The sequence below is a fragment of the Lentzea xinjiangensis genome (assembly GCF_900110955.1).
GTDB lineage: Bacteria > Actinomycetota > Actinomycetes > Mycobacteriales > Pseudonocardiaceae > Lentzea > Lentzea xinjiangensis.
In genome coordinates, this window is record NZ_FOFR01000010.1 from 37,070 (window position 1) to 57,405 (window position 20,336).

Below are 20,336 nucleotides of genomic sequence, written 5' to 3' on the forward strand. Positions count from 1 at the left end.
GTATCGAGGGTGTCCGGGGTCACACAGGGCTGAACGGGGGATTTCGGCCAGTCGGTCGTTCGCCCGTCAGTGCGACCGCCAAAACTTCCAGCGCGCCTTGCGGTGCGTCGGCAGCTCTCCGGCGGCGCGGCACCACTCGGCGAACGCGGCGGCGTCCTCGCGGGCACGTGAACCCGCGCGACGTGGGTGTTCGACGGCGTAAGCGTCGAAGAGCGGCCGGAACCGGTCGCCGAGCTCGTCGGCCACTGCGGGGCCGAGCACCCGGACGATGCCACGGCGTTTCGACAGCAACGCGCGTTTTTCGACGCCGAGGCGTTGTTCGTCGAACCCCGCCGGCGCCGGCCCGTTCGCGAGCAATGCGTGCAACAGTTCCGCCTGCTTCTCGGCCAGCCTTTCGCGGGCGGCCGACACCTCATTCTCGTCGATCATTTCAGCCTTGCCGACCGGTCACGACAGCGCGGATCGCGGCCAGCTCGGACGCGATTTCGGCGTCGGACGGGTAGTTGTCGTCGCGTTCCAGCAGAACGCCGGGAGGCGTGACGCGCGAGCACAGCTCGCCGAGCACTCCGAGCACCTCCGGCAGCACGGCGTGCGCGTGGGTGTCGTGGTAGACGTCGCCGTGGTCGACGCCGCCGGCCACGTGCACGTAGGCCAGGCGCTCCAGCGGGATCTCGTCGAGGAACCGCTCCGGGTCCGTGCCGATGTTGCGGGCGTTGGCGTAGAGGTTCGCGACGTCGACGAGCAGCCAGCAGTCCGTGCGCTCGACGAGCTCGGCGAGGAACTCGCCCTCGGACAGCTCGCCGTCCGGCCACTCGAGCAGCGCGGCGACGTTCTCCAGCGCGAGCGGCACCGGCAGGTTCCGCTGCGCCAGCTTGACGTTCGCGACGAGCACGTCGAGCGCGTCCCTGGTGCGCGGTACCGGCATCAGGTGGCCGGAGTCGAGCCCGCCCGCCCGGACGAAGCACACGTGGTCGCTGACCATCGGCGCGCCGACCGCCTCGGCGACCTCACCGAGGTGCTCGACCCGGCCGAGGTCGACCGGTTCCGCGCCGCCCAATGACAGCGACACGGCGTGGGGGAGCACCGGGATGCCCCGCTCCCGCAGCAGCACCACCGATTCCGGCAGGTGGCCGGCGTGGAGGTTCTCGGCGACGACCTCGACGAAGTCGACGCCGGGCAACCGTTCCACGGTCAGGTCGATCTCCGGGCGCCAGCCGATACCGACACCCAGCTCCGCGATTCCCGCCATCAGTCGCCTCCTCCTCCGCCGCCACAGCCTCCGCCGCCACCGCAGCTGCTGCCGCCGGACGAACAACTGCTGCCACTGCTACCACATCCGCTGCCGCAGCTGCTGCAGCTCGACACCGCCGCCCCCGCGCCGTCCGAAGTGGACTTCCGGTCCTTCTTGAGCTGGATCGTCCTGACCACGCTCCGGGGCAGCTCGAAGAGGTCGCCCACGGGGGTGCCCGCCACCTCGCCGCGGAAGCCGTGCAACGCCACCGCGAGCACCCGGTCGCTCGCCGCCGCCCGCGCCAGCTCCTCCTTGCCCGCCGTCGTGAGCGCGTTCCTGCCGAGGAGCCGGAGGGAGACCAGCACGAAGAACACCGTGCCGATGAGCAGCGCGGGCACGGCGATGCCGAGCACCGCCAGCAGTGCCGCCACCACGAGGTAGACCCACCACGACGCGCTGCGGCGGCGGGGCAGGCGCATCAGCCCGAGGCTCACCAGCAGGGTGCGCAGCAGCCGCATCTCCGAGTCGTGCGCGGCGGTCTCCACGACCGTGCCGAACCGGACCGCTGTCCGCACGTGCTCGAGAACGGACCTCTCGACGCCGGTGGCCGCGCCCTGGCCGTCGCGGTGCACGGCGGTGACGAGCCCGTCGCGGGACACCCGCACCAGACCGCGGTCGATCAGCCGGGCGAGCGCGGTCTCGGCGGCCCTGCCCGGTCCCGCCGCCAGGTAGCCGAGCTGTTCCGGGGACAGCCGCGGTCCCCGCCCGGTCGCCGGTGTTGTCATCGATCTCCCCCTCAGCTGCTGGAACTGCCGCAGCTGCTGCTGCTCGAACTGCTGCAACTGCTACTGCTGCTGCTGGAACTGCAACTGCTGCTCGAACAACTGCTGCTACTGGAACAACTCGACGAACTCGCGCAGTGGTGGCCGTAGTCGAGCGAGGAGCCGCACGCCCCACTGTGCGAAGTGGACCCTCGTGCCGGGCGGCTTCCGGTGGGGCGAAAACCCCGCAGCGCCACCGCTTCCGCGCCGCCCCGCCGGTTCCGCCACGCGTGGCGCACCACGGCCTTGCCGGGCGCCGTGAGCCGTCCCCGGTCCCGCAGCAGGAACGAGACGACCAGCAACGCGAGCGACAGCAGGAGCACCCACCCGTCGAGCACGATCGCCGCGACCGCCGAGGCGACGGCCAGCAGCACCAGCAGGACCCGCAGCGCGGTGACGCCGCCGCGGGGCCGTCCCCACTGATGGCGCACCACCCCGCGCACGATCAGGCTGTGGTGCAACGCGGCCATCTCCTGGCTCCCGGCCGCCAGCCCGACGAGCTGCCGGACCGGGCGGGCCGCGCCCCGCAGCGCCGCCAGGACCACCGCCTCGAGCGGGGTCGTGGCACCGTGGCCGTTCTGGTGGACGGCGGTCACGAGTCCCTCGCGGGACAGTCGCACGAGACCGCCGTCCGCCAGCCGGGCGAGAGCGGCTTCCACCGCCCTGCCCGGTCCCCCTGCCAGGAACCCGATCTCCTCCGCTGACCAGACGACCTGGTGCGGTGTCGAAGCCGTGGCCATCAGCACTCCCCTCACTGAGCCAGTGCGCCTTCGACGTGGGAGATCTACCCCCGGGTTCCTGGTGTTACCGGAAAAGAACCGGACGACGGTCAGCTGCCGCCGCCGCACCCGCCACCGCAGCCGCCGCCTCCGCCGCAGCTGCTCCCGCTCGAGCACGAGGAGCTCGTCGCCCCCGCGCCGTAACCGGTCCCGCTGTAGCCGGCGGCGCCGGGGGAGGAGGCGAGCAACGAGCTGCGCACCGCCAGGTCCGGGTAGACGGCGAGCCCTCCGAAGAGGACCAGCCCGGCCGCGCCCGCGTACGCCGCCTCGTCCGGCGCGGCCGACCGGCCGCGGGAGCCGCGGGCCTCGTCGAGGACGCGGTTGCCCTTGCCGGTGCGGATGTGCTTGCCGCGCCGCATGAGCAGGAAGATCAGCGCCCCCGTGAGGACGAGCTGCACCGACAGCCAGCCGATGGCCGCGCCGATCGCGATCCCGTTGACCCAGCGGGAGACCCCGATCGCGAGCAGCACCCACAGCGCGAGAGAACCTTTGCGCAGCGCGCTTTTCGCGACGTCCGGGTTGACCACCAGGCCCATGTCCTCAAGCCGCCGGCCGATCGCCGTGACGGCCTCGTCCGCGGCGAGAGCGGGGATCATCAGGCTGACGGTGCGGTTGGTGTAGCGCTGGCCGTCGGCGATGACGGCGCGGTCCACCGGGTTCGGCGAGTGCGCGGTGGACGTGACCTGAACGGTGCCGCGCCGGGAGGTGCGCAGCTCACCCGCGGTGAGCAGGCGTGCGATCGACGTCTCGACCACGCGCCGCGGACCGCCCGCGAGGAACGCGAGCTCGTCCATGTCCAGGGAGCGCACGGGCTGGGCGCTGTGCCCAGCCCGTGCGCGGACCCGGACGACGATCGCGACCAGCACGGCCAGTGCCAGCCCGATCCAGTACAGCTGAAGGAACTCCGGTCCGGACAACCCCCAAGGCCTCTGCATGCGACCCACCCCCTGACTGCCCCGAAATGCTTCGGTGGCGTCAATGGTGTGGTCCGGGCCACAGGGCCACAAGGCTTGTTGACGAAGCCTTAGGGTTGTCCTTCACCTGTCACTTCGTGACGATTCGCTCACTCTCGGTGGCTAGCTGGACGAGCCACCGTCGACTCCGCCGGAGCCTTCACCGTCAGTGCCCTTGCGGAAGATCATTAGGCCTCCCAGGTAGTTCCGGCCCTGCCGGCCGGACTCGGGGACCAGTCTCCTATTCGGACGGAACGAGTTTCAAGGAGACCGAGTTGATGCAGTACCGCTGGTCCGTCGGGGTGGGGTACCCCTCACCTTCGAAAACGTGCCCGAGGTGGCTGTGGCATGTGGCGCAGAGCACTTCGACGCGGGTCATGCCGAGGGTGCGGTCCTCGCGCAGGATGACCGAGTCACCGGCCAGGGGCGAGAAGAACGACGGCCAGCCGCAGTGCGAGTCGAACTTGGTGTCGCTGCGGAAGAGCTCGGCTCCGCAGGCGCGGCACTCGTAGACGCCCTCGGTCTTGGTCTCGGTGTACTCGCCCGTCCACGGGCGCTCGGTGCCTGCCTGCCGCAGCACCGCGTACTCGGCGGGGTTCAGCTGGGCGCGCCATTCCTCTTCGGAACGCACGACTTTGGGGGTGGCGCCGACAACAGGTTCCATGTCTCTTTATAACGCCGGCGGCGCCGTGGGGCTTCCCGGCGGCGCGGCGGCCGTAAGACTTCGGTGAGAAGTGGTCCCGGTCAGAAGATGACGGCGATGATGTCGCCGAGCGCGAACCAGATCGTGAGGAGCACGCCGAGCAGGATCAGGCCCACGACGATGACGGCGACGAGCCGCTGGTGCCCGGTGGTGCGGTTCGCCGAGTCGGCGAAGTCCTGCACGCCCTCCAGGTAGCCCTCGACGGTGTAGCCGGGGCGCTGGCGCTTCATCCGGTCGAGGTGCTCGGCGAACGCCTTCGTCTCGGGGTCGTGCGGGTCGAGGCCGATCAGTTCCTCCTCGAACTGCTCGCGCTCGTCCTTCGGTTCGCCCATAACCCCCAGCTTAGTGGCTGTGGCGGGCGGATCCAGGCTCGCCGTGCCCCGGCGGCGGGGCGCGAAGTCACCCGGCCAGCGCGAGCGCGGGCCTGACGGCGCCCACCGCGCGGCCGTGTCCGAGCACCGGCACCGTGGCGAGGTGTTCGACCTTGCTCACGTCCACCCCGAGCCGCTTGAGCACCGCGATGACGACGACGGCACGGGCGCGCGACGAGCCGTCGGCGATCTTCAGGGCCACGCCCTCCCCGGTGGGCAGGCCGACGGCGTAGACGCCCTCGGCGCCGTCCTTGGCGATGACGCCGGGCAGGGCGTCCATCAGCGCGGTGACGTCGCGCCCGGTGCCGCCCACCCACCGCGGGTGGGCGTTCATCGCGGCGGCCACGCGGTGCTCCAGCGTGCCCTCCGCGGCGGCGGCCAGGCGGCCGAACGCCCTGGCGAGGCCGGTGAGGCTGATGGCGAAGATCGGGGCGCCGCAGCCGTCGACGCCGACCTGGGCGACCGGCTCGCCGGCCACGTCCTCGACGGTCCGGCGGGTGGCGACCTGCAACGGGTGCGCCGGGTCGAGGTAGCCGGCGGTCGGCCAGCCGTTGACGACGCAGGTGGCGAGCATGGCGGCGTGCTTGCCGGAGCAGTTCATGTACTTCGGGGCGGGGGCCAGCCCGCCGGCGAGGTGCCGGGCGCGGGGCTCCTCGCCGAGCGGCAGGTCCGGGGTGCACTGCAGGGCGTCCTCGGTCAGGCCCGCCGACGCGAGGATGCGCAGAGCGCCTTCGACGTGGAAGTCCTCGCCCGAGTGCGAGGCGCAGGCCAGGGCGAGCAGCTCGCCGTCGAGGTCGAGGCCGGCGCGGAGCATCGCGAGGGCCTGGAGCGGCTTGTTCGAGGAGCGGGGGAACGCGACGTCGTCCGGCCGGCCGAAGGACAGCACGGCGGCGCCGGAGGGGTCGGTGGCCACGACCGAGCCGTGGTGCACGGACTCCAGGAAGTCGCCGCGCCAGACCTCTGCCACAACCTCGTGCCCCATGTCGCCCTCCCGCGGATCACCAAGACTGCCAACTGTCGACAGTTGACATGTTCGGTAGTTTAACGGAGGGACGGCCTGTGCCGTCCAGATCAGGAGACGAAGGTGACACCTCCGACCCCGCTGCACCTCAGCCTGGCCGGACAAGCCGTGGACGTCCTGCGCGAACAGGTGCTCACCGGGGAGATCCCCGCGGGCTCGCGGGTGAACGAGGTCGAGGTGGCGCACAAGCTCGGCATCAGCCGCGGCCCGCTGCGCGAGGCGATCCGGCACCTGGCCTCCGAGGGGCTGCTGACGCTCGTGCCGCACCGGGGCGCGTTCGTCCCCGGTGCCGACCCCGGTGACGTGAAGGCGCTGTTCGAGCTGCGCACCGCCCTGGAGTGCGCGGCGGCGGAGCTGGCGGCGTCCCGCCGCACCGACGTCGACCTGGTGCGGTTGCACGAGGTCTGCGCGGAGAGCCGGCGCAACTACAGGAGCGGGCAGCCGTTCCCGTACCGGCTGGACCTCGCGTTCCACCAGGCGCTCATCACCGCGGCCCGCAGCCCGCACATCGCCGAGCAGGTGCGGCTCGTGCAGCAGCGCGTGGTCCTGTTGCGCAGTGCGCTGGAGGACGACCCGCCGCACCAGCACGCGTCGATGGACGACCACGACGAGCTCGTCAAGGCGGTCGAGGACGGTGACGCGGCCAGGGCGTCGACCGTGATGCGCCGGCACCTCTCCAGGGTGTGCGCGCAGATGCTGACGAGCCTGAACCACTAGCTGCGTCGGTCGGCGCCCCGGCTGCCGGAAAGCGTTGCGGCGGGGTGCTCGGCCCCGTCAGCGCAGGACGGTGCTGAGGAACGCGTCCGCGTCGAACCGCTCGGTGCCGGGCGCCACGAGCCGGTAGGTGGCGTCGAGGAACTTGCGCAGCTTGCTCGCCGGCAGCCGGAAGACCGTCACGTGCTGGTCGGAGATCAGCTCCAGCAGCAGCGAGCGGCCCACGGGGCGCAACCGCACGTCGCCGTCCCCCGCGGGCGACGACAGGCCCTCGGCCAGCAGCGCCCTGCCCACGACCCAGGTCGCCACCGCGCCGCCGGAGTGGAACCTCATCGTCACCGCGAACGGGTCGTCGGCCTGGTAGATGAACTCGGTCTCCACCGGGGCGGTGGCGCCGTCCGGACGGACGAAGTCGAGGACGGTGCGTGTTGCGACCCGCATCGGGACTCCCTGAGTGTTCGCTTGCCTTCACCTGTTCTGACGTGCCGGACGGCTGATCGGTTCATCGCGGCTTGTCGCGGCGGCCGGGTGACCGGCTCTGGCGGGCGCTGTGCGAACGCGGCCGGTGCTCGGGCAGCGGGCGTCGACGGGGGCGGACCGGCGTGGGTGTGCGGATTTCAGCGGCTGCCCGCTCCGGACCACCGGAGCCGTCCGACGAGCACCTGCCTGCCGCCCGCGCTCGTGCGGAACTCCCCCGTGGGCCAGTGCTCGATCCGCAGCTCGTCGCCGGGCAGCACCGGTGCGGTGAACCGGACGTGCAGCTCGGTGAAGCGCTTGCCGCGCACGGTGATCCCGAGCGTGCACAGGCCGTGCAGGATCGGGCGGGCGAACCCCGCCCTCCTCGCGAACTCCGGGTCGTGGTGCATCGGGTTCACGTCGCCGGTCTCGCGGTAGCGCAGCGCCTGGTCCTGCGCGGTCAGGAAGTGGCCGACCTCGGGGGCCGTCGCGGGAACGGTGAACTCGCGCGTCCCACCGCGGTCACCGCCGAAGCCGCCCTCGCCCTTGACGAAGCACGACGAGCGGGTGCGCGCGAACTCCGACTCCCAGGTGCTGACGACCAGGGCGCCGGAGCCCTTGTCGTGGATGTCGGTGACGGTCCTGGTGACGACCGCGGAGCCCGCGACCGGGAACTCGCGGTGCAGCCACAGCGACTGCTCGGCGTGCAGCACCTGCGTCATGTCGGCGCCGGTCAGGCCGAGCTGCGGGCCGCCGTGCTGCAGCACCGGGATGGCGAACGCGGGGGAGTGGCCGCCGACCGCCGCCGCGTACACCTCGGCGTCGCCGGCCGACCAGGTGCGGACCTGTCGTTCGACGACGCCGAGGATGTCGTGGTGCAGCATTGCTCCACGATAGGACTAGCCGAGCGTGCCGCGGACGTTGGCGTGGCCCTTGAGCAGGTTGCGCGCAATGGTGCGGCGCTGGATCTCGTCGGTGCCCTCGTAGATGCGCAGCAGCCGCAGCTCGCGGTACCAGCGCTCGATCGGCAGCTCGCGGGTGTAGCCCATGCCGCCGTGGATCTGCAGGACCCGGTCGACGATCTCGTTGGCCTTGACGCCGCCGTAGAGCTTCGCGATCGACTGGGCCTGCCGCGAGTCCTGCTTCTGGTCGACGAGCCACGCGGCGTGCAGCACGAGCCAGCGCAGCGCCTCGATCTCGACCGCAGAGTCGGCGATCATCCACTGGATGGCCTGGTACTCGGCGATGGGCTGGCCGAACGTGACGCGGTTGCGGGCCTGCTCGATCGCCATCTCGACCAGCCGCTCGACGCTGCCGAGCGCGCGGGCGGGCAGCAGGTAGCGGCCCTGGCCGATCCACTGCATCGCGAGGTGGAAGCCCTTGCCGACCTCACCGAGGACGTTCTCCTCCGGCACCCGCACGTTGTCGAACACGAGCGCCGCGGGACCCCACTGGCCCATCGTCGGGATGGGCTCGGACTTCCAGCCCATGTCGCGGTCGACGAGGAAGCACGTGACGCCGCCGTCGGCGCCCTTCTCCTTGTCGGTCACCGCGAACACCATCACGAAGTCGGCCTCGTTGCCCTGCGTGATGAACGTCTTCTCACCGTTGATGACCCACTCGGCACCGTCCTTGACGGCGGACGTGCGGATGGCCTTGGCGTCGCTGCCGGCGCCGGGCTCGGTGATCGCGAAGCACGAGACGCGGTCGCCGGAGATCGTCGGCAGCAGGTAGCGCTGCTTCTGCTCCTCGTTGCCGTGGAAGAGGATGTTGTCCGCGTAGCCGCCGAACCGGAACGGCACGAAGCTGCGCCCCAGCTCGACCTCGAGGAGGGCGGCCATCACCGCGCTCAGCCCCATGCCGCCGTACTCCTGCGGCGTCAGCACACCGAAGAAGCCGGCCTGCTTGGCCTTGTCCTGCAACGCCTTGAGCTCGTCCTTGGGCAGCCCCGGCTGGCCCGCGCGCTCGCGGCGCAGCACCTCCGGCTCCAGCGGGACGATCTCCTTGCGCACGAAGGTCCGCACCCAGTCGCGGATCTCCTTCTGCTCTGCGTCGAGCGTGAAGTCCATTGCTTTCCCTTCAGACGAACGCGTTGATGCCCGTCAGCGCGCGACCGATGAGCAGTTTCTGAATCTGGCTGGTGCCCTCGTAGAGGGTGGTGACGCGGGCGTCCCGGAGGTACTTGCCCACCGGGTACTCGTCGATGTAGCCGTAGCCGCCGAAGACCTGGATGGCGTTGTTGGCGACCCTGACCGCGGCCTCGCTGGCGTAGAGCTTCGCCATCGACGCCTCGGTGCGGAACGGCAGGCCCCGGTCGGCGAGGTCGGCCACGCGCCAGGTGAGCAGGCGCGCGGCGTCGGTCTCCACGGCCATGTCCGCGAGGAGCTCCTGGACGAGCTGGAACCCCGCGATGGGCTTGCCGAACTGCTCGCGTTCCCCGGCGTACCGCAGCGCGGCCTCGAGCGCGCCCCGCGCGGCGCCGACGCAGCCCGCCGCGACGGACATGCGACCCTTGTCCAGTGCGCTCATGGCGAGCTTGAAGCCCTCGTCGCTCAGCAGGGCCTCCTGCGGCACCTCGACGTCGTCGAGGGTGATCTCGGCGGTGGCCTGGCCGCGCATGCCGAGCTTGCCCTTGATCTCGGTGGCGGTGAAGCCCTCGCTGCCGGTCGGGACCAGGAACGCGCTGACGCCCTTCGGCCCCGGCCCTCCGGTGCGGGCGAAGACCAGCGCGACGTCCGCCCACGTGCCGTTGGTGATGAAGACCTTGCGGCCGTTGATGCGGTAGCCGCCGGCCGTCCTGGTGGCCCTGGTGACGAGACTGCCGGCGTCGCTGCCGGTGCCGGGTTCGGTGAGGGCGAAGCAGCCGATCTGCTCGCCGCTGGTCAGGCCCGGCAGCCAGCGCTGCTTCTGCTCCTCGGTGCCGTGCGCGGCGATCGACTTGGCGACCAGGCCGAGCGAGACCGAGATGATCCCCCGGACGGCGGAGTCACCGCGGGCGATCTCCTCGAGCACCAGGCAGTAGGCGAGGTTGTCGCCGCCGGACCCGCCGTAGCGCTCGTCGACGCCCAGCCCGAGGAACCCGACCTCGCCGAGCGCCGGGACCAGGTCCCGGTCGATCGCCTCCTCGCGGTCCCAGCGCGTGGCGTGCGGGACCACGCGGTCGTCGGTGAAGCGCCGCGCCAGCTCCCTGAGCTGCCGGTGCTCGTCCGAAAGCGTCAGATCCACCGATCCTCCCCATTAACCGAACAGTGTTAGGTTAACTCACATGCCGCGGCCGAGCACCCCTCTGCTGAGCCCCGACCGCATCAGGTCGGTCGCCCTGGCCATCATCGACCGCGACGGGCTCGACGGCCTGTCCATGCGCAAGCTCGCCGCCGAGCTCGGCGTGCAGGCCGCGTCGCTCTACGGGCACGTCCGCACCAAGGACCAGCTGCTCAACGACGTCGCCGCGACGATCCTGTCGTCGGTCGACGTGTCCGGCTTCTCCTCAGGCTGGCGCGAGGGCCTGATCCGGTGCGCCCGCTCCTACCGGGAAGCGCTCTCGTCGCACCCGAACATCGTCCCGTTCCTCGCCTACGGCCCGGCCGGCCGGGAGGAGTCCCTGCGGCGGCTGGACATCCTGCACGGCGCGCTGGTCGACGCCGGCTGGTCGCGCCGCGAGGCCACGATGATCGCCGCGGGGTTGATGTACATCGTGTTCGGGTCGGCATTGAGCTCGTTCTCCAGCGGCTTCTCGTCCGATCCCGCCGACTACACCGGCCGCTACCCGCACCTCGACCGCGCCCACCTGCTGCCCGGCGTCGCCCGCGAGCTGGACCGCGACAGCTTCGAGCTGGCGCTCGCGGCGTTCGTCCGCGGCCTCTAGTGTTCGCCGCGTGGCTGCTGCGAAGTCGAAAGCGATCGAGCTCGAGGTCGGTGACCAGCTCGTGCGGGTGTCCAACCCGGACAAGCCGTACTTCCCCGCGCGGGGCATCACCAAGGGCCAGGTGGTCGAGTACTACCGCACGGTGGCGCCTGTCCTGCTGACGGTGCTGCGCGACCGCCCGGTGGTGCTGAAGCGGTTCGTCGACGGCGTCGAGGGCGAGGCGTTCTACCAGAAGCGCGTGCCCAAGGGCGCTCCTCCGTACGTGGAGACCGTGCAGGTGCGCTTCCCATCCGGCCGCCCCGCCGACGAGATCTGCCCGACCTCCGAGGCGGTCGTCGTGTGGGCCGCGAACCTCGGCACGTTCGACTTCCACCCCTGGCCGGTGCGGCGTCCCGACGTCGACCACCCGGACGAGCTGCGCATCGACCTCGACCCGCAGCCGGGCACGGACTTCTCCGACGCGGCCCGCGTCGCCGGGGTGCTGCGCGAGGTGCTCGCCGACGCGGGCCTGGTCGGCTACCCCAAGACCTCCGGCGGCCGCGGCATCCACGTCGCGGTCAGGATCCGCCCCTCCTGGGACTTCGTCGACGTCCGGCACGCGGTGATCGCCCTGGCCCGCGAGGTGGAGAAGCGGGCGCCGTCGCTCGCCACCTCGGCCTGGTGGAAGGAAGAACGCGGTTCCCGGGTCTTCATCGACTTCAACCAGGCCGCCCGCGACCGCACGATCGCCTCGGCGTGGTCGGTGCGGGGAACCCCGCGCGCGACCGTGTCGACCCCGGTGACGTGGGACGATCTGTCCACTGTGGACCCTGACGACTTCGACGTGCTGACCGTGCCGGAGTACCTGCGGGAGCGGGGCGACCCGCACGCGGGCCTGGACTCCGAGGCGTTCGGGATCGAGACGTTGCTGGAGTGGTACGCGGCCGATCCGCGCGGGGAGATGCCGTACCCGCCGGACTACCCGAAGATGCCGGGCGAGCCGGTGCGGGTGCAGCCGTCGCGCGCCCGCAAGCAGTAACAGCGGCCCGTCCGGCTTCGATCTTCCCGGCATGGTGGGGATCTCGGTCGTCAGCGCGCGGGTGCGGACGGCGATGGAAGAGCGGGTCGCCGGGTCGGAACAGCAGATGTCGGCCTCGGTGCGCCGGCGCCTGGTGGGCTACCTGCGCAGCAGCGACTGCGTCAGCCTGATCGAGCTCCTCTGCAACGTGGAGCACTCGTCACAGGCGGACAACCCCCGGCTCGCGGATCGTCGGCAGCTGCGCGAGGCCTTCCGCGAGGAGTTCGTCCGTGCCGTCCGGATCGACGTGGCGGAGTCGCGCGAGTTCGCCGCCGGCCTGTGGGCGGAAGCCGAGCGCGTGGTGCGCGAGCTCGCGGGGAAGGTGCCCGGCAGCGACAAGATCGTGATCAGGGCGACCGGGCCGGAGCGGCCGGTGCGGGAACGGCTCGCGCTCGCCATCGACGAGGCTCGGCACCGCGTGGCACTCGACATCGGGGTGGTGATCCGGCAGGCGACGGCTGCCGCGCACGAGCGCATGATCATGCCGCACTCCAAGGCGGACTACCGGTTCTTGATGGAGCAGATCTACGTGCCGCGCGTGGTCCAGGCGACCGGTCCGCGCGGTCTGCGGGAAACCCGGATCCACGAGACCGCGCTGACGGCGCGCAGGTTCGTGGTGGTGGGCAATCCCGGCGCCGGCAAAAGCACGTTCATCCGGCGTCTCGTGCACCGGGTCGCCGGCGATGACGACCGCGTGGTGCCGATGGTCTTGCTGCTGAAACAGCACCAGGCGTTGCGGGAGGACTTCGCCACGACCCTTGCGCGGGAGCTGCGGCCCTTGGTGCAGCGCGAAGTGCGAAGGCAGGAGATCGCGGACCTGTTCGACTCCGGTGCGGGGCTCGTCGTGTTCGACGGGCTCGACGAAGTGGGCGATGCGAACGAGCGCCGGACCGCGGTCGCCGCCATCGAAGCGTTCGCGGCCCGCTTCCCGTTGGCGCGCATAGTGGTCACTTGCCGCGAGGAGAGCTATCCGGTCGCGAGGCTCGATGGCGAGACGTTTCCCGTCTACCGGCTGCCTGACTTCGACCAGGCGCAGGTGGGGCTGTACGTGCACACGTGGTTCGAGCTGGTTCCGCACCACGCGCTGAGTTCGCAGTCGCGGGCGACGGCGTTCCTGCACGACAGCGAGCACGTCCACGACTTGAGATCCAACCCGTTGATGTTGTCGTTGTTATGCATGCTCTATCAGAACGAGGGATACATTCCGGAGAACACAGCGGACGTCTACCGGGAATGTGCCGAGCTGATGCTGGTGCGGTGGGACGCCGTCTCCCACGTGCCGTCGCTGATCAAGTCATCGGTCAAACTCGCGAAGATCCTCGTGCAGGAGCTTGCCCGCTACTTCTTCTTCGAGCTCGACGGCAGGGAAGCCGCTACGGAGAAGACGTTGCGGCGCCTCGTGGTCGCACACCTGGAAGCGCGGGAGGAAGAGGTCACCCGCACGTACCACCAGCAAGCGCAGGACTTCCTCGACTACTGCGCCGAGCGGGCATGGGTGCTCACCCAGGTCGACACGACGCCCGACGGTGAGCGGCTCTTCGGCTTCACCCATCGGACTTTCATGGAGTACTACACAGCCTGCCACGTTCTGCGCACGCACGAGAGCGCCGAAGAGCTCGTGGCCTGCCTGCTGCCGATGATCACGTCGGGCAAGAGCCACGTCGTGCCCTTGGTCGCGTTGCAGGTCTACGACATGAACCGGGCCGACGGCGGAGACACCTGCCTGCGGCTGTTCCTCGATGCGGCGGAGAACGGGCTCGGCCGATCGGCCGAAGTCGCGTTGATCATGTTCTGCCTGGGCTTCCTGGAGCACAACACCGCTCACCACGCGACCGTCGAGGCGTTGCTGGAACACGCCTTCGCACTGCTCGGTGCGACGGGCTCGCTCGAGCTGAGGGCGGTGCTGGTCAAGCTCAGAGGGTGGAGGAAAGCTCGTGTCGCGTCGGCGGCGCGGGCTGTCATCGCGCGCACGGCGGACCGCCGGGACGAGTTCGCCGACATCCGGCTCGGGGCTGGTCTGGTCGTGCGAGAACCCGCTGTGGCGTACGAGGTCGCGTTGGGGGAAGCACGGCACAACCTGGCGGACCCGGCACGCTTCGTCCTGCGGCACCGCAGGCGCACGCTGGTCTACGCCCTTCTTCCCGGAGACGGCACCGAGTACGTGGCCGGCCCGCTCATGCGGGCGTGCGGAGAGGGCGGGCGCCTCGCCATGATCGCCTTCGGCCCTTACCTCGTCGTGGGGTTGACCGATCTGCTCCCCATCCCCGCCTCGGTCGTGCCGAAGCTCGTGGCGAACCTCGTCACACCGATGCCGATCGACTGGTTCACCGGCCTGTTCTGCGTCATCGCCGCCGCGGCGTTCGAGGTGGGACTCGGTTGCCGGGTGTCCGGCGGGTTGTTCGACCCGCCGACCGGTTCTCGTCAGCGGCTCGGCGAGTACCTGCTGGCAGCGTGTCCGGACAGTGGCGGTCTGGAGGCGCTGCGCGGTTGCCTGCGGCGCTGGACGGCCGAGGAGATGTCGTTCGTCGACCTCACCCGCTGACTTGGTGGTGCGACGGGTGCCGAAGTGGAGCGCCGGTCGGGAGCCGTGCGCGTCGCACTTCTGCGGCGACCCGCGCCGGTGGCTGGACGGGGCGTGCTCGGCGAACCGCGCCTCCACCGGGCCGGTGAGTGAGCCAACCGGCTGGACCGGGACCGGATCGGGCTGCCGACCTCGTAGAATGGGGGAGGTGCGAGAGGAGGTCGCCATGGCCCAGCCCTATGTCGTGCGGTACGTCGGCGGTCCCCTCGACGGCCGGGTCGACTCGTTGCCGGCCACGCCGGAGGATCCGCGGCAGACCGTGACGTACGTGCACCTGCACAGCGGGCCGAAGATCGTGCACATCTACGACCTGTCGTACGCGGTCGAGTACGGGTGTGAATACCGGTTGCGCGCCGACGAGATCTGACCGCGAGGAGCGTGAGAGCGCTCTCATGGCGGTTCGACCGTGCTGATGATCTTGCTGACCACCCGGTGCCCGTAAATGTCGGGGGTGTAGGGCATGCTGGGGCACAGGTGTTCGAACGGTGGGGAGGCAGCGCGATGGCGAAGAAGAGCGGGCTGTCGGCGGAGGACGTCGACAACCTGCGCTCGCAGCTGGACGGAGGCACCCAGCCGCTGGTGTGGTTCACGGCGGCCGCGGTGGGCATGGAGGCCGGGAGGTCGGCGAAGCTGCTGGCGTTCACCGACCCGGAGGAGGGCGACTTCATCCAGGTCCGCCCGACCGGCTCGAAGGACGAGATGTCGTTCGGCCCGGCCGAGCTGACGCTCGAGAAGCCGCCGCCGCGCAAGAAGCCGGCGACGCCGCCGCCCGCACCGCCGGAGCCGCCGCGCGAGACCGAGATCATCCACCCCTACGTCCCGGAGGCGCCGGTGAAGCCCGTGGCCCCCAAGCCGAAACCCGCCGCGGCCGAGCCGGCGGCCGCCGCCAAGCCCGCGCGCAAGCCGTCGGCGAAGAACACGGCACCCGAGGTCACCGTCACGCTCGTGACGACGGGCGAGGGCGAGTGGGTCGTCGAGGTCCTGCAGGGCACCCGCAAGACGGTCCGCCCGACGCCGGTGCCGCCGGCCGCCGTGGCGCAGGCCGCGAAGCTGCTCGCCCCGGAGGTCGCCGAGATCGTCGAGGGCGTGCTGAACGCGGCGCGTGCTCAGCAGCTGGCCCGGGTGGAGCAGTTGCGCGCCGAACTGGAGGCAGCGCAGAAGGCCTTGGAAGAGCTGGGTGTGTAACGAGGTCACCGACCGCGACGCCTCGGGTGGTTGTGGCTGCGCGTTCGGGTGAGGGGGCTTCCCAGGTCTGGTGCCGGGGCGGACCGTGGGATGCGCGGAGGTCCCGCGCAGGTCCGGTTTGAAGTACGGGAGGCCCTGATGGGTACGTGTGGGTGCTGTTCCGGGTGCACGGGTCCCGGCTGCGGCTGCTGTTCGAGCTGCTGACACCGGATTCGGGTGGGGAGCCTCGCGTGGTCACCACGCGTAGCTCCCCACGCCGCGCATCGGGTCAGGGCGGGCAGACGGTGCCGTTCGACGGCACCTTGGCGTCGATCAGGTAGTCGCGCACCGCCGTGGTCGCACAACCGGACAGGCCCAGGGCCCCGTGCCCGCTGCCCTGCCACCCGATCAACGCGGACCCCGGCAGCCGCTGCGCCGTGTGCTCCGTGCCCGGTGCGGGCGTCGAGGGGTCGTTGGCGGTGCTCAGGACCACGATCGGCGGTGCGCTCTTGAGCGCGTCCAGCTTCTCGTCCTTGGGGGGCGGGAACGGGTTGCAGTGCAGCAGCCGGCGGGCGAACAGGGCGCCGAACATCGCGTACTTGCCCCGCCAGTCGGCGCTCAGCGCCTTCACCCGGTCCGGCGGGATGCGGGTGGCGGTGTCGTTGCAGCCGATCACCAGCCCCGCGTCGAAGCGCGGCGGGTTCTCGTCGAGGTCGTTCACCAGCGGGTCGATCAGGGCGAACAGTCCCGCGCCGTCGCCGGCGCGCGCCTTCACGACGGCGTCGGCGAGCGCGGGCCAGCGCGGGCGGTCGGCCAGGCCCGCCAGGATGGCGTTCAGGGCGGAGCCCGGGGTGAGGTCCACGTAGTCACCGCGGATGCGGGTCGTGCGCAGTTGCTGCAGGAGCGCCTGCACGTCCTCGCGGGGGTTCGCGAGCGCACAGCCGCGGAGCTTGCAGTCGCGGGCGAACGCCTCGAAGGTCGCCTCGGCCGCCGTGGCGCGGGACTCCAGGACGCCGACCTGGTCGAGCGCCGGGTCCGGGGCGCCGTCGAGGACGATGCGGCCGATGCGGGCCGGGTAGCGCTGGGCGTAGGTGGTGATGACGCGGGAGCCCTCGCCCAGGCCGATGGCGTTGAGGCGGTCGACGCCGAGGTAGTCGCGGAGCCGTTCGAGGTCGGCGGCGGCGCGCCACGAGTCGAACGCGGTCAGCCTGCCTTCGAGGTCGAGCACGCACTCCTGCGACGCCTCACCGGCCGCGACGACGAGGTTCGACTGCTCGGTCTCGGCCGGGTCGTGCTCGACGAGCTGCGCCCGCGTCGTCTGCGGCACGCACGACATGCCGTCCGAACGGCCCGTGCCGCGCCGGTCCACGCCGATGATCGTGTACGTGCTCAGGACGTCCTTCGGCAACGTCGCCGCGAGGCGGGCCGCCTTCATCGTGCCCGGCTCGCCGCCGGGGTCGTTGACCACGACCAGCGCGCTCTTGCCCGTGCCGACGCGCATCAGCGCGATGCCGATCGTGCCGCGCCCCGGCCGTCCCGGCGGGTCGAGCACGGCGGTCATGCGCGAGCACTCGTAGGTCAGGTCACCCTGGGGAACGCCGTCGCCGAGGCGGTCCTTCATCTGCTCGTTGCACGCCGACCAGGCCAGCGAGTCCTTGCGGTACTCGCTCAGCGGTGGCACTGGCTGCGGCCCTGCGAGCGCGCTCTGGTCGACGGGCTGGTTCTCCTCGCCCCTGACCGCGATCACCGGCCGGGTCGAAGGCCCCGCGCTGCACGCCGTCAGCACGCTCACTGCCAGTAGGGCCAAGGCAGCGCGACGCACAGAATTCCTCGCTCTCGTTCACACTCCGGGATGCTGAGACTCGCACGCGCAAGGTGAGAACAAGGTGAGAAGGTGCCCGTCGGGCCACCGGTGCTGTGCCCTGGCTCACTGCCAGGACCCGGTGCCGGTGCCGGAGGCCCTGGGTCAGGATGAGGACCATGGCTCACGCTGATCGGCTCCCCGTCGCGAGGCTCCTGGGCGGCATCCCGCCGACGGCGCTCGTCCTGCTCGGCATCGTGAGCGTGCAGGTGGGCGCGGCCGTCGCGAAGCAGCTCTTCGCGGTGGTGGGCGCGGCGGGCACGGTGACGTTGCGGCTGGTGGTCGCGGCGGTCGTGCTGGTCGCGCTCTGGCGTCCGTCGCTGCGGCTGGACCGCCGCACGCTGCTGGTCGTGCTGACCTACGGAGCGGTGCTCGCGACGATGAACCTCTGCTTCTACGCCGCGCTCGACCGCATCCCGCTCGGCGCGGCCGTGACGATCGAGTTCCTCGGCCCGCTGGCGGTGGCCGTCGCGGGCTCGCGGCGCTGGCTCGACGGCGTGTGGGTGCTGCTCGCGGGCGCCGGGGTCGTGCTGCTCACGCGCGTGCAGGGTGGTCTGCTGTGGACGGGTGTGCTGTTCGCGCTGGCCGCCGGCGCGTGCTGGGCGGCGTACATCCTGGTCACGGCCAAGCTCGGCAGCCGGACGAACGACGGCAAGGGGCTCGCGCTCGCGATGGTCGTCGGCGCGGTGATCGCGCTGCCGTTCGGCGTCTCCTCGGCCGGCACCGCGATCTTCGACCCCGTCGTGCTCGCCGCCGGGTTCGCGGTGGCGCTGATGTCGTCGGTGATCCCGTACTCGCTGGAGCTGGAGGCGCTGCGCCGGATGCCGCCACGCGTGTTCGGCATCCTCATGTCACTGGAACCGGCGGTGGCCGCGGTGGCCGGTCTGGTGCTGCTCGGCGAGCACCTCGCGCCGGCGCAGTGGGTCGCCGTGTGCTGCGTGGTCATCGCCTCCGTCGGCGCGACCCGGTCGGCCCGGCCCGACGTCTAGCGCGGCCGCAGCTCACCCCTGAGCACCGACGCCACGTCGTAGCGGGCCGGGACCTCCAGCTGGTCGTAGCGGCACGACAGCGGCTCGCGGTCCGGGCGCCACCGCGCGAACTGGCCGTTGTGCCGCAGCCGCACGGGCTGCTCGCCCTCGGTCTGGGTGTAGTGGATCTCCAGCACGCGTTCGGGGCGCAGTGCCACGTACTCGGCCTGCTTGCCGCGCCACCGGTTGATCTCGCCGGGGATCCGCTGGCCAGGCCGGGGGTTCGCCCACGGGTGGTCGCCGGAGTCGGTGATCAGCCCGGCCAGCTCGGTGGCCAGCTCCCGGCGCTCGGCCGCCTTGAACGAGCCGCAGACGCCGATGTGGTGCAGCAGGTCGTCCGAGTCGTAGACACCGAGCAGCAACGAGCCGACGGCCGTGCCGGGCTCGGTGTCCTTGTGCCAGCGCAGGCCCGCCACGACCACGTCGGCGGTGCGGGCGTGCTTGACCTTGACCATCGAGCGCTTGCCCGGCGTGTACGGGCCGTCCGCCGGCTTGCCCACCACGCCGTCCAGGCCCGCGCCCTCGAACAGCGTGAACCACTCCCCGGCCGTCTCGGCGGAGGTCGTCGCGGGCGTCACGTTCAGCCCGGCGAGCCGCAGCAGGGCCTCGCGCCGCGCGAGGGTCGGCGACTCCAGCAGCACCTCGGACCCCAGCGCCAGCAGGTCGAAGGCGACGAACGTGGCGGGCGTCGACTCCGACAGCAGCGCGACCCGCGAGGCGGCCGGGTGGATGCGCTCGGCCAGCGCGTCGAAGTCCAGCTCGTCGTTCTTGGCCACCACGAGCTCGCCGTCGACGACGACGCGGTCCGGCAGCACGTCGAGCATCGAGGCGGCGACCTCGGGGAAGTAGCGGTTGAGCGGCTTGCCGCTGCGCGACTGCAGCAGCACCTCGGCGCCGGAGCGGAACACCACGCAGCGGAAACCGTCCCACTTCGGCTCGAACAGCAGGTCGCCCGTGTCCGGTATGCCGTCCACCGCGGTCGCGAGCATCGGCTGCAGTGGCGGTGTCAGCGGGAGGTCCACGGGCACATACTGCCCTCTCAGCTGGAATTGCGCCGCAGGTACCGCAACAACAGCACGTCCTCCGCGCGCAGCACCGACGCGAGTGCCAGGTCCACCGGCGGCACCACCGGGCCGTGGGCGATCCGCGACGAGTCACCGACCGCGAGCATCGGCGACACCGTCAGGTTCAGCCCGTCGACCAGGCCTTCGGCGACCATCGCGCCGAACAGGCGCGGCCCGCCCTCGAGGTTGATCCGCCGCAGCCCGCGCGCCGCGAGCTCGGCCACCGCGATCCCCAGGTCGACCTCGGTGTCCCCGGCGATCACCACCTCGGCGGGCAGCGGCGGCAGCGGGGCGGCCGCGCAGGTGATCACGATCGGCGGCACCTCCGTGTCGGTGAACAGCGGCAGGTCCGGCGTCAGCGACCCCCGCGCCGTCACGACGGCGATCGGCAACGGTCGTTCGCGCCGCGCACCCCGGTAGCCCTCGATCAGCACTGTCGCCGCACCCACCACCACGACGTCGGCGAGCTCGCGGCCGAGCGTGTAGATCCGCTTGTCCGCCTCGGAGCCCAGGCCGGCGGACCGGCCGTCGACCGACACCGCACCGTCCACGCTGGACACGAAGTTCGCCGTCACCCAGGTGCGGTCCTCCGGGTACGCGTAGAGCGACTCCAGGGCTGTGTCGGTCATCTCAACGCCCGGTGAGGGCCACAACATCTGCACGAGCA

At 71.4% G+C, this 20,336-nt stretch carries 22 protein-coding genes; 7 read left to right on the plus strand and 15 right to left on the minus strand.

Features of this window, described 5'->3' with window-relative positions; all coding sequences use genetic code 11:
- Window positions 1-66: 66 nt before the first annotated feature.
- The 8 genes from BMW88_RS21520 to BMW88_RS21555 form a co-directional block, all read right to left on the minus strand.
- The gene (locus BMW88_RS21520; RefSeq protein ID WP_089953325.1) at window positions 67-429 is read right to left on the minus strand and encodes an SCO6045 C-terminal-like domain-containing protein; all 363 of its coding nucleotides are present in this window, start codon (window positions 427-429) and stop codon (window positions 67-69) included.
- 1 nt (window position 430) lies between these two features.
- Entirely contained in the window at window positions 431-1,249 is an 819-nt protein-coding gene (locus BMW88_RS21525; RefSeq protein WP_177221222.1) for an MbnB/TglH/ChrH family RiPP precursor modification enzyme, read from the minus strand.
- Window positions 1,249-2,016 carry a TIGR04222 domain-containing membrane protein gene (locus BMW88_RS21530; protein WP_089953327.1) on the minus strand — a complete coding sequence of 256 codons (768 nt, stop codon included), beginning with the start codon at window positions 2,014-2,016 and terminating at the stop codon, window positions 1,249-1,251. The genes BMW88_RS21525 and BMW88_RS21530 overlap by 1 nt, the downstream gene beginning before the upstream one ends.
- 11 nt (window positions 2,017-2,027) lie before the next feature.
- Window positions 2,028-2,792 carry a TIGR04222 domain-containing membrane protein gene (locus BMW88_RS21535; protein WP_143116180.1) on the minus strand — a complete coding sequence of 255 codons (765 nt, stop codon included), beginning with the start codon at window positions 2,790-2,792 and terminating at the stop codon, window positions 2,028-2,030.
- An 89-nt stretch (window positions 2,793-2,881) separates the two neighbouring features.
- Window positions 2,882-3,766: a TIGR04222 domain-containing membrane protein gene (locus tag BMW88_RS21540; protein WP_089953330.1), complete on the minus strand. Its 885-nt coding sequence runs from the start codon at window positions 3,764-3,766 to the stop codon at window positions 2,882-2,884.
- Window positions 3,767-4,025: 259 nt separating this feature from the next.
- Entirely contained in the window at window positions 4,026-4,448 is a 423-nt protein-coding gene (msrB, locus tag BMW88_RS21545; protein ID WP_089953332.1) for a peptide-methionine (R)-S-oxide reductase MsrB, read from the minus strand.
- An 80-nt stretch (window positions 4,449-4,528) separates the two neighbouring features.
- Window positions 4,529-4,819, minus strand: a complete 291-nt coding sequence (locus BMW88_RS21550) for a hypothetical protein (RefSeq protein ID WP_089953334.1) — start codon at window positions 4,817-4,819, stop codon at window positions 4,529-4,531.
- Between the two features lie 67 nt (window positions 4,820-4,886).
- Window positions 4,887-5,840 (minus strand): asparaginase, encoded by a 954-nt coding sequence (locus BMW88_RS21555; protein ID WP_089953336.1) that lies wholly within the window; start codon window positions 5,838-5,840, stop codon window positions 4,887-4,889.
- A gap of 102 nt (window positions 5,841-5,942) precedes the next feature.
- On the opposite strand from BMW88_RS21555, the gene BMW88_RS21560 reads away from it, so the two are divergent.
- Entirely contained in the window at window positions 5,943-6,596 is a 654-nt protein-coding gene (locus BMW88_RS21560; RefSeq protein ID WP_089953337.1) for a GntR family transcriptional regulator, read from the plus strand.
- A gap of 57 nt (window positions 6,597-6,653) precedes the next feature.
- Here BMW88_RS21560 and BMW88_RS21565 read toward each other — a convergent pair whose 3' ends face one another.
- The 4 genes from BMW88_RS21565 to BMW88_RS21580 form a co-directional block, all read right to left on the minus strand.
- Window positions 6,654-7,034 carry an SsgA family sporulation/cell division regulator gene (locus tag BMW88_RS21565; RefSeq protein WP_089953339.1) on the minus strand — a complete coding sequence of 127 codons (381 nt, stop codon included), beginning with the start codon at window positions 7,032-7,034 and terminating at the stop codon, window positions 6,654-6,656.
- 176 nt (window positions 7,035-7,210) lie between these two features.
- Window positions 7,211-7,933 (minus strand): MaoC/PaaZ C-terminal domain-containing protein, encoded by a 723-nt coding sequence (locus BMW88_RS21570; protein WP_089953341.1) that lies wholly within the window; start codon window positions 7,931-7,933, stop codon window positions 7,211-7,213.
- 15 nt (window positions 7,934-7,948) lie between these two features.
- Window positions 7,949-9,118, minus strand: a complete 1,170-nt coding sequence (locus BMW88_RS21575) for an acyl-CoA dehydrogenase family protein (RefSeq protein ID WP_089953343.1) — start codon at window positions 9,116-9,118, stop codon at window positions 7,949-7,951.
- A gap of 10 nt (window positions 9,119-9,128) precedes the next feature.
- A complete protein-coding gene (locus BMW88_RS21580; protein WP_089953345.1) occupies window positions 9,129-10,274 on the minus strand; it encodes an acyl-CoA dehydrogenase family protein in 1,146 nt (381 codons plus the stop codon).
- Between the two features lie 40 nt (window positions 10,275-10,314).
- Here BMW88_RS21580 and BMW88_RS21585 point away from each other — a divergent pair, with 40 nt between their 5' ends.
- The 5 genes from BMW88_RS21585 (at window position 10,315) to BMW88_RS21605 (ending at window position 15,737) form a co-directional block, all read left to right on the plus strand.
- Window positions 10,315-10,914 carry a TetR family transcriptional regulator gene (locus BMW88_RS21585; protein ID WP_089953346.1) on the plus strand — a complete coding sequence of 200 codons (600 nt, stop codon included), beginning with the start codon at window positions 10,315-10,317 and terminating at the stop codon, window positions 10,912-10,914.
- 10 nt (window positions 10,915-10,924) lie between these two features.
- Window positions 10,925-11,932 carry a non-homologous end-joining DNA ligase gene (gene ligD / locus BMW88_RS21590; protein ID WP_089953348.1) on the plus strand — a complete coding sequence of 336 codons (1,008 nt, stop codon included), beginning with the start codon at window positions 10,925-10,927 and terminating at the stop codon, window positions 11,930-11,932.
- 31 nt (window positions 11,933-11,963) lie between these two features.
- Window positions 11,964-14,513 carry an NACHT domain-containing protein gene (locus BMW88_RS21595; protein WP_089953349.1) on the plus strand — a complete coding sequence of 850 codons (2,550 nt, stop codon included), beginning with the start codon at window positions 11,964-11,966 and terminating at the stop codon, window positions 14,511-14,513.
- A gap of 187 nt (window positions 14,514-14,700) precedes the next feature.
- Entirely contained in the window at window positions 14,701-14,919 is a 219-nt protein-coding gene (locus BMW88_RS21600; RefSeq protein WP_245777952.1) for a hypothetical protein, read from the plus strand.
- Window positions 14,920-15,053: 134 nt separating this feature from the next.
- Window positions 15,054-15,737: a DUF6319 family protein gene (locus BMW88_RS21605; RefSeq protein ID WP_089953650.1), complete on the plus strand. Its 684-nt coding sequence runs from the start codon at window positions 15,054-15,056 to the stop codon at window positions 15,735-15,737.
- A gap of 268 nt (window positions 15,738-16,005) precedes the next feature.
- Here BMW88_RS21605 and BMW88_RS21610 read toward each other — a convergent pair whose 3' ends face one another.
- Window positions 16,006-17,508: an alpha/beta fold hydrolase gene (locus BMW88_RS21610; RefSeq protein ID WP_245777953.1), complete on the minus strand. Its 1,503-nt coding sequence runs from the start codon at window positions 17,506-17,508 to the stop codon at window positions 16,006-16,008.
- Window positions 17,509-17,696: 188 nt separating this feature from the next.
- On the opposite strand from BMW88_RS21610, the gene BMW88_RS21615 reads away from it, so the two are divergent.
- On the plus strand, window positions 17,697-18,566 hold the full coding sequence (locus tag BMW88_RS21615; protein WP_245777954.1) for an EamA family transporter: 870 nt from the start codon (window positions 17,697-17,699) through the stop codon (window positions 18,564-18,566).
- On the opposite strand, the gene BMW88_RS21620 is transcribed toward BMW88_RS21615, so the two are convergent.
- Window positions 18,563-19,627 carry an ATP-dependent DNA ligase gene (locus tag BMW88_RS21620; RefSeq protein ID WP_089953652.1) on the minus strand — a complete coding sequence of 355 codons (1,065 nt, stop codon included), beginning with the start codon at window positions 19,625-19,627 and terminating at the stop codon, window positions 18,563-18,565. The two genes, BMW88_RS21615 and BMW88_RS21620, sit on opposite strands and share 4 nt — an antisense overlap.
- A 17-nt stretch (window positions 19,628-19,644) precedes the next feature.
- A complete protein-coding gene (locus BMW88_RS21625; protein WP_245777955.1) occupies window positions 19,645-20,298 on the minus strand; it encodes a dihydrofolate reductase family protein in 654 nt (217 codons plus the stop codon).
- Window positions 20,299-20,336: the final 38 nt, after the last annotated feature.

Coding starts and splice junctions, on each gene's coding strand:
- BMW88_RS21520 (WP_089953325.1), bottom strand. CDS start 429: ATGATCGACGAGAATGAGGTGTCGGCCGCCCGCGAAAGGCTGGCCGAG.
- BMW88_RS21525 (WP_177221222.1), bottom strand. CDS start 1,249: ATGGCGGGAATCGCGGAGCTGGGTGTCGGTATCGGCTGGCGCCCGGAG.
- BMW88_RS21530 (WP_089953327.1), bottom strand. CDS start 2,016: ATGACAACACCGGCGACCGGGCGGGGACCGCGGCTGTCCCCGGAACAG.
- BMW88_RS21535 (WP_143116180.1), bottom strand. CDS start 2,792: ATGGCCACGGCTTCGACACCGCACCAGGTCGTCTGGTCAGCGGAGGAG.
- BMW88_RS21540 (WP_089953330.1), bottom strand. CDS start 3,766: ATGCAGAGGCCTTGGGGGTTGTCCGGACCGGAGTTCCTTCAGCTGTAC.
- msrB (WP_089953332.1), bottom strand. CDS start 4,448: ATGGAACCTGTTGTCGGCGCCACCCCCAAAGTCGTGCGTTCCGAAGAG.
- BMW88_RS21550 (WP_089953334.1), bottom strand. CDS start 4,819: ATGGGCGAACCGAAGGACGAGCGCGAGCAGTTCGAGGAGGAACTGATC.
- BMW88_RS21555 (WP_089953336.1), bottom strand. CDS start 5,840: ATGGGGCACGAGGTTGTGGCAGAGGTCTGGCGCGGCGACTTCCTGGAG.
- BMW88_RS21565 (WP_089953339.1), bottom strand. CDS start 7,034: ATGCGGGTCGCAACACGCACCGTCCTCGACTTCGTCCGTCCGGACGGC.
- BMW88_RS21570 (WP_089953341.1), bottom strand. CDS start 7,933: ATGCTGCACCACGACATCCTCGGCGTCGTCGAACGACAGGTCCGCACC.
- BMW88_RS21575 (WP_089953343.1), bottom strand. CDS start 9,118: ATGGACTTCACGCTCGACGCAGAGCAGAAGGAGATCCGCGACTGGGTG.
- BMW88_RS21585 (WP_089953346.1), top strand. CDS start 10,315: ATGCCGCGGCCGAGCACCCCTCTGCTGAGCCCCGACCGCATCAGGTCG.
- BMW88_RS21595 (WP_089953349.1), top strand. CDS start 11,964: ATGGTGGGGATCTCGGTCGTCAGCGCGCGGGTGCGGACGGCGATGGAA.
- BMW88_RS21605 (WP_089953650.1), top strand. CDS start 15,054: ATGGCGAAGAAGAGCGGGCTGTCGGCGGAGGACGTCGACAACCTGCGC.
- BMW88_RS21615 (WP_245777954.1), top strand. CDS start 17,697: ATGGCTCACGCTGATCGGCTCCCCGTCGCGAGGCTCCTGGGCGGCATC.
- BMW88_RS21625 (WP_245777955.1), bottom strand. CDS start 20,298: ATGACCGACACAGCCCTGGAGTCGCTCTACGCGTACCCGGAGGACCGC.